This is a genomic window from Caballeronia sp. INDeC2 (genome assembly GCF_023631325.1).
In the GTDB taxonomy this organism is placed as follows: Bacteria; Pseudomonadota; Gammaproteobacteria; order Burkholderiales; family Burkholderiaceae; genus Caballeronia.
In genome coordinates this window covers 332,745-339,536 of sequence record NZ_JALQDG010000021.1, presented here as the reverse complement: position 1 = coordinate 339,536, position 6,792 = coordinate 332,745, and the positions used below count along the sequence as shown (strand labels likewise).

General features: G+C 57.5%; 8 protein-coding genes. 6 read left to right on the top strand and 2 right to left on the bottom strand.

Going from position 1 to position 6,792, the window contains the following annotated elements; translation table 11 throughout:
- Window positions 1-540: plasmid partitioning protein RepB C-terminal domain-containing protein (locus NCS28_RS14360; RefSeq protein WP_284504851.1), on the top strand; the 540-nt coding region annotated here is incomplete at its 5' end.
- A gap of 94 nt (window positions 541-634) precedes the next feature.
- On the opposite strand, the gene NCS28_RS14355 is transcribed toward NCS28_RS14360, so the two are convergent.
- Window positions 635-1,333: a hypothetical protein gene (locus NCS28_RS14355; protein WP_250514420.1), complete on the bottom strand. Its 699-nt coding sequence runs from the start codon at window positions 1,331-1,333 to the stop codon at window positions 635-637.
- A gap of 175 nt (window positions 1,334-1,508) precedes the next feature.
- Between NCS28_RS14355 and NCS28_RS14350 the strand changes: the two genes are divergently transcribed.
- The 4 genes from NCS28_RS14350 to NCS28_RS14340 all read left to right on the top strand — a co-directional run bounded on the left by NCS28_RS14350 (window position 1,509) and on the right by NCS28_RS14340 (window position 4,148).
- A complete protein-coding gene (locus tag NCS28_RS14350; protein ID WP_250514419.1) occupies window positions 1,509-1,859 on the top strand; it encodes a hypothetical protein in 351 nt (116 codons plus the stop codon).
- Between the two features lie 307 nt (window positions 1,860-2,166).
- Window positions 2,167-2,697: a DUF6471 domain-containing protein gene (locus tag NCS28_RS14345; protein WP_284504850.1), complete on the top strand. Its 531-nt coding sequence runs from the start codon at window positions 2,167-2,169 to the stop codon at window positions 2,695-2,697.
- A 422-nt stretch (window positions 2,698-3,119) separates the two neighbouring features.
- Complete coding sequence (locus tag NCS28_RS33190; RefSeq protein WP_350029785.1) at window positions 3,120-3,491, top strand: BPSL0761 family protein; 372 nt, start codon at window positions 3,120-3,122, stop codon at window positions 3,489-3,491.
- Window positions 3,492-3,605: 114 nt separating this feature from the next.
- The gene (locus NCS28_RS14340) at window positions 3,606-4,148 is read left to right on the top strand and encodes a hypothetical protein (RefSeq protein ID WP_250514417.1); all 543 of its coding nucleotides are present in this window, start codon (window positions 3,606-3,608) and stop codon (window positions 4,146-4,148) included.
- A 189-nt stretch (window positions 4,149-4,337) separates the two neighbouring features.
- Here the strand turns inward: NCS28_RS14340 and NCS28_RS14335 are convergent, their stop codons facing one another.
- Window positions 4,338-4,673 (bottom strand): hypothetical protein, encoded by a 336-nt coding sequence (locus NCS28_RS14335; protein WP_250514416.1) that lies wholly within the window; start codon window positions 4,671-4,673, stop codon window positions 4,338-4,340.
- Between the two features lie 996 nt (window positions 4,674-5,669).
- Here NCS28_RS14335 and NCS28_RS14330 point away from each other — a divergent pair.
- Window positions 5,670-6,773, top strand: a complete 1,104-nt coding sequence (locus NCS28_RS14330; RefSeq protein WP_250514415.1) for a hypothetical protein — start codon at window positions 5,670-5,672, stop codon at window positions 6,771-6,773.
- Window positions 6,774-6,792 lie beyond the last annotated feature (19 nt).

Genomic DNA, 6,792 nt, shown 5'->3' with positions numbered 1-6,792 from the left:
TCGCCGGAGCGGTTGGCAAAAGCACTTTCCGTGGACGTATCCCAAATCATGAAGAAGATGTCGCTCCTCGATGGCGTATGCCCGGAAGCGGCCGAACTTCTCGGCGACCGCCAGTTTTCGGCGGAACTTGTTCGCGCTATCCGCAAAATGAAGCCGACGAGACAAGTTGAATGCGTCGAGCTGATGGTGGCTGCGAACAATGTGTCCGTTGCGTACGCCGAGGCATTACTGGTTGCTACGCCAGCGGGGCTTCTCGTGGAGGGCAAAAAGCCGCGCAAACTGACCGGGGTCAGCCCGGAGCAGATGGCAAAAATGGAGCGGGAAATGAGCAACTTGCAAGGGCAATACAAACTGGTGGAGCAGAATTACGGTCAGGACGTGCTCAATCTGGTGCTCGCCAAAGGGTATCTCGCTAAGCTCCTCGAAAACGAATCGGCACGCCAGTACATTGCCCAGCGCCATCCGGACTTGATGAGTGAGTTCGAGTCCATCATTGCAACCATTTCACTGGACCAGCAGCAATTCAGCGCGGCACTGTAGCCGAGCCCCGATGTTGAGGCTGGACACCTCAGCTCGCGCTTTCGATACCCTCCAGGTCCGTAAGCAGCGAGAGCGCCAAACAGTAATTTTTCTGTTATTCGGGAAACAGCCATTTCCTAGTTTCAGCCTCAATCGCAGCTTTTTTTTCCGAATCTGCGGTGGTGGTGAGGAAACAGCGGGAAATGTTTAGATTCGATGTGCAGTAGTGCAGCCGCTCTGCAGACATCATGTCCAAAGCAATGGTGCATGCTCGAACCTTGCGCGTATCAGCACTTTCCCCTTGAGCGTCTGCCACCTTTAGGGCCTCGTACTGCAGGTCGTTAATTTCCTCGATAGATTGAGTTATCTGGCGAGCCGCTCCGTCAAGTTTTTGCGACGCGGCTACCCCGCCGATGAAACCCCAACCGGCAGCTATAACTGATAGCGCGGTTAAGGCGGACGTCACCACGACGGTCAATCCGTCTCTATACTCTTCGAAAGCAGTCTTTACAAGCCAAAGGACGGCTAGAACGACCACTATCCAAGGTGCAGTTAAATCGGGGGTATTGTGCTCAATCGAATGGACGGCCGACATGGTCTGAGCAGCGGTTTCGCTCATCCGCTGAATCCCATATAGGTTCGTCATCAGCGGATTGTCGATGTTGCAAGCAATCGTCTTCGGCGGGCGCGCGCCCACTATCGTGTCGTATAAGCAGTAGACGGCCGCCGCAAGATTGGCAACGGCTAGAAAGAGCCAATTCCATACGAAATGCCATACATTCGCAATAGCTTTGCAGACGACTTTAATCGACATCTCTTAGGCGACTGTGAGCAAAACCGTTATATCGGCCCCTATCGCGGAAAATTGAGGAGGACTTGACCAAGCTACAGGCGTTGGCAAACCCTTGCCGTTGCAGTCGCACCCTGCGCTGCTAATGTCGATGTTTGCTCTGGTTGACTGGAACAGACGCTCATACGACTCACCGTGGATGCTGCTCGAACACGCGATGGCGACGCTGGCCGAACGCGACGGAGATGTCGGCGCGCTCACCTGCATCCGCTCGACGGACTTGTCGGGCCCGTGCCGCTTTCTGCTGGTTACGGAGCTTCGTGTGAAGTACGTTCGTCGGGAACAGAGGCTCGCATGGGCCGAGCGCGGTATCACGGAGTCAGGCCAAAGCATTGGCCAGCGTCTGCTCGACTCCTGCATCGCGGCGTATCTGCGGTGCAGCGAATTCGACAAAGCCGATGCCTATGCGTGGCGACGTTCGAGATGCGTCCGAGGCCTTTGGGACGCGTTCCCCGCAGCAACAAATGCGTCACGCGGTGGCGAGTGGTGAATTGCGAAACCGTGCGCTGGAACGGCGGTCGCCCGCGGGATGGGCGCTTGAAATGGGGCGCCAAGAAGAGGCAGAGTCAGATTGCACGGGGCTGCCAAAGCTTTGCAATGAATCGCCGTAGCGTATAGCAGCGCGTGTGTAAATTTGGCGAATGGTGCGTTGCCCGATATACGTTTGCTGATGGCGATGAGCGCATCGCTTCAGTCCTCACCGCATTCTGTCCAGCCGCACCGGTTGCGGAACGTCACTGCAACATTCACAATCGACGCTCGCGTGTGTTTTTACACGCATTTCATGGTATACGGCTATGCGAAATCATGCGAACCCTGTGACTGTCGAGGCTCTCTGGTCAAAACTCGCCTCACGCGCCATCCGGGTCGCGTTGGCGCGCCGCGACGTGAGTTACGCACAGCTTGCCGACGCGTTGAATACTATGGGCTTGTCCGAATCGTCACGTTCTGTGGAAGGCAAAATCCAGCGCGGCACCTTCCGCTTTTCCTTCTTCCTTCAAAGCTTGGCCGCCTCGGACAACCAATACCCCGAACGATGGAGTGTTCTCCTGCGCAGCAGCACGAGCTGGGAAAAGTGCGCAGCCGACGTCATTCAGGCAGAACTCGCAGCCCAGCCATGGCTGAACCATATCCTGCTTTCTCAGCGCCTGGCCGAAATCGGCGTCCAAGCGGCCCCTGAGGCATTGAAGGGCCAAATAGTGGACGGAACGCTTTCCACTGCATTGTTTCTTCAATGTGCCACGGTCTGCCGATTCCCTGACCTCCATTTCTTTCTCGACAGTCGAGACATGATTGACGCCGCCGTCGCGGGTGCGTCGGGTCGGTAAGCCAGCGCCGCGGACAAAAATTTCTTGATTTTCTTCAAGGCAAGTCTATATTTCGCCTGTGCGGAACGCGTGTAAAAACGCACGGTGACGGTGGCCGGTGGAGACACGTTGCTTGTCGGAGTGCGTCGCGGGCTGCTCCGGCAATGCGGACCGGCATCATATTGCGTGATGGAACGCCCTGCGCCTTGAGACCTGGAGGTGACCATGCCTGTCTGGAGAGTGGCGGATGTGAGCGCTGAGCCTGAGATGTCAATTTCCGACTGGCAAATCCTAGAAACGCAACTTGGCTCCAGGCATTTCGTGGGCTGCGATGTGCGCAACCTCACCGGTCGTGTCAGCACCGCCATTCAAGAGTTCGACCCGGCCGTACTACGCGGCGTCACGTCGTCTGGGCGCGTCTATCAGCTCGTTGGACCTCGTGGATGGTCCGAGAACGGTCGGTATCTCTGGGAACGGTGGTGCAAGGTCAACGACATCACGTCCTACACAGATGTCACGGCCGAGTCGCTAGTGCAGAGGCCGTGATGACCACGCCGGCTGAGCGAACAAAAGCTGTGCTCGGTACCCGCGATTTCCTGGAGATACTTTCGCGCGCGGACGAGGTTACGATTCACGGCCTTGTACAGTCGGTCGCTGCGAGTCTTCTACGGCACTATCCTTTGAAAGTCGACCTCGATTTATCGGCAGCGGTGCTTCCGACAGTCTGGGCGCCGCCATCAACGCCCGGTGGCAAAGGCGAGCAGGTCGCACTCGAGTTCAACCTGGCGCATCAGACATGGACTGTTAAGAAGTAGCATTTCCAGGGAGAAGCAAAGATGGCACGGAAGGCGAGTGATGGAAGCGAAGATAGTCCGCATCACGACGCCCGGGCCTTGCGGGTTATACACATGGCCGCGGTGGCAGCAGTCTTGTTCGACCCCACGGCCGCTGCTGCGCTTCTTGAGATTCCAGATGCAGAGCTGGGCAGGCTTTTCAAAATCCGTCTCATGCGAATCGCTGGCCTGTCCACGGCCTTGAACCTCGAAGTCAGCTCGACTCCTGGTCGAATGCAGTCGGCATCGAATGGCGGCAAACGCGGTTCAAAGCGCGGTAAGCCGGCACGCTACGCCCTTATCGCCAAGGGAAAGCTTCTGCACTTAACAGACTTCCTCACGGCCTCGGGCATCTCCGAGCACAGGCTGGCCAAGGACCTCGCCGCCCGTCGCCTGTTCAGCGTTGAGATTGGGAGGGACGCCTACTATCCGGCGTTCTTCCTGGTCGATGAGCTGGACCGTAAGAGTTTGGCGAAGGTATCGAGAAGGCTGGGTCACCTCACCGGCTGGAGCAAGTGGAGCTACTTTACGACCCCGAACGCGTCGCTCGGCAGTTCGACACCGCTACAGGCACTCATGCGTGGCGATGCAAAGCTTGTACTGCGCAGTGCCGCGGCTTTTGTTGAGCAACGACAGTAGCCTTGCCGACGGGGCGCTGCCGCCAGCATACATTTTTAAGACCTTGAGCACCTTCATAAAATTAGAGGCGAAGACCGGGGAAGAAGATTTCTCGGCGGCGGACGCAAACAGATACTCCCCTCCTGTTGTACGACCAGCCACCCTTCGCGCGAAATCCGCGCAGCCTCTTCGATGACCTGGTAGCTCAGCTCACGATTGCCGATGTCCGTGATGCTCATCAGCGAGGTCGGAAGCAAAGGCTTCTCCATTCGAGATTTTGAAAAGAAGGGCATCGGCGATTGCATCAGCATCGTCCGTGTCGTCGCTGAGAATTTCCTCTGCCACCCGGCAGCGATGCCGACGAGTACCTTCTACTTCTCGGGGTAGGTCAGGAACAGAAACGCCAGACGCTATTCCAACCGTCCGCACCGCCTCGAGACACATGCGAGGACGAAACTGCTCAACCCGCGCCATCTTCTCCGGCTTCGCGGTCTCGTTTTTCCACAGGAGCGCGTCGCCAGCGCCACCGCATTGTTCGTAGACCATTTAATGGGCCGATTCATGGTAGGCAACATTGCGGAGTTCTCGGGCGCCAATCTGTCATGCATCAGCGTGTCTAGCACCCGACCCAATGGCGGTCGCACTGTCGTCCGGTGCTGTGCGGAACAAAGGGCAGGTATGGCACGCCGGGCTAGAGTGCAACTCCGGGCGTTTCGGTGCTCATCGCCCCCTGGTCAGCCAGATGCAGGATGCGAGCTTTCCTGATGCAGACACCCAACTAGAATCACTTCGAACGCCTGGTTGCCCAGACGCGACAACATAGCCGCAGAAAAAAATTCTTGAAGTGCGGTGCGACTGGCTGGCCAAGGAACGACGTTTGACATTAACTTCCGCAGGCAACATGTCACGCCTGGCAATTTCGCCAGGCAGTCTGTCGAGGTCGCGCAATCCGAACACAGCCGATTTGGGTCAGTTGTGTCAGCGCGCTCACGAGGCATCGAAAACTACGCGTTAATGAGGTTCGCGAGTTCCAAGCCCTGCTAGCTCGGCTACATTGATTACTGAGTCTATCAAGACTATGCAAGCCATCAACTCACAATAATGCGATGCGCCGCCGGCCGTTCTCTGCCTGATTTTCCGGACAGCGATGTGGAGTACAAGTTAGAGCGATGCGGGTTACAAGTGCAGGCGATGTACGGTACAAGCTGAACCGATGCGGAGTACAAGTCGAGCGGAAAAAGGCGGTACAAGAATAACTACGCTACTTTGCTTTGATATTTCTGGGTATGGGTCTGCGCCACCAGTGTTGCGCGTTAAACGGCCGTCATTCGCACATATACCGATATATCTCCAACTCGCAAATGTTATCTATGGCCATTTCAGCAACCTCCGTTCACGCGGCCGCTATCTGCCAACCTTCCTCGCCCGGCAGCCGCTTTGTCCGGGATGCACGCCCTCTCCATTCCGCGACATCGGACTTCGTTGACACCGTCGTGCTGTGGGCGCCAACGCAGCGCGCCGCCCATCTCGCGGAGCCGCGCCATGACTAGGTTGCGCATGTCAGAACAGGTCGGCAACAAGGTCGCTGAGTTACGCGAACTCGCGAGCCGCACGGCCGAAGCGGCGCGTACCGCCTTGCCCGGTGAACAATGTACAGTTTTCGATGCGGCGGAACAAATTCACCGTTTCGCCGACGGACTCGAGCGTCGTGCAAAGGCGACACTCGTTGAGCCGGCGATTGCCGACCTCCCATCGAATGCGACGACAGAGGAGGTTCGGACCGCGAGGCGACGACAGGCAACCCGCCGCGGCGCCGAAGTGTTCCTGCCGGCCTGGTCGTCGATGGCACGCGCGTTGCCCAATGCATTTCTTCGTTCGGCGCTGTTTTCTGCCGGGCGAAGGGTGCAGGCCGACAACGGGGGCGTGCTGGCGGGTGACCCGAGCTTGCTCGTCGTGGAAAAGGAAATTGGGTCGTTTCAGAACCTGACTCTGCTTCTCAGCGGATACGAGTTGTGCCAGTTTGACAAGTTGGTCTACGCCACCTGTCTCGACTACTACCGGGAGACACCGCTTTGCCCCGAAGATAGTTCCCGGCATAAACAGACGACCTTCTACGAGTTTGCCCGCCGCATGGGAAACGTATACAGCGTTAAAGCCCACAGGGCAGTTCGGGCCAGCCTCCTTCGTCTCTCCTTTGCTCAACTGCGCGTGCGCTACAACCGCTTAAATATCGAAGTACCGAAGCTTCTGTCCGTGACGTTCGAGGACGGTGACGACGGCGGCGATTTCAAGGCGAGCGATGCACTGCTGCTTCGCGTGACCGCCCCTGTGGCGGAATTGTTTGGCCCGGGCGCCTGGACCGCCGTCGACAATGAAGTGATGAACTATGATGGGTTGCGAGGATGGCTCGCAACCTTCTATGCAGGCCACGCCGGCCCCCAGTGGCTGGGGATTAGCAGCTTACACAAGCTCTCGGGTTACAAATCCCACCCGCGCAATTTCAAGGCCAGCCTGATTCGCGCTCTCGAAAGGCTGAAGGACCCAAAGACACCGACCTGTTGTCGCGTAGCCGCCTATCACTTTTCCAAAGACGGGATGAAGATTCTTGTCACCCGTTCTGAATGGGGCACTGGCCAGGTCGACTGACATCCCACTGCAGGGGCGC

Bases quoted from the DNA above. Each gene is read 5' to 3' on its own strand.
- NCS28_RS14345 (WP_284504850.1), top strand. From the start codon at position 2,167: ATGCGAAATCATGCGAACCCTGTGACTGTCGAGGCTCTCTGGTCAAAA.
- NCS28_RS33190 (WP_350029785.1), top strand. From the start codon at position 3,120: ATGGTCCGAGAACGGTCGGTATCTCTGGGAACGGTGGTGCAAGGTCAA.
- NCS28_RS14330 (WP_250514415.1), top strand. From the start codon at position 5,670: ATGACTAGGTTGCGCATGTCAGAACAGGTCGGCAACAAGGTCGCTGAG.
- NCS28_RS14335 (WP_250514416.1), bottom strand. From the start codon at position 4,673: ATGGTCTACGAACAATGCGGTGGCGCTGGCGACGCGCTCCTGTGGAAA.
- NCS28_RS14355 (WP_250514420.1), bottom strand. From the start codon at position 1,333: ATGTCGATTAAAGTCGTCTGCAAAGCTATTGCGAATGTATGGCATTTC.
- NCS28_RS14350 (WP_250514419.1), top strand. From the start codon at position 1,509: ATGCTGCTCGAACACGCGATGGCGACGCTGGCCGAACGCGACGGAGAT.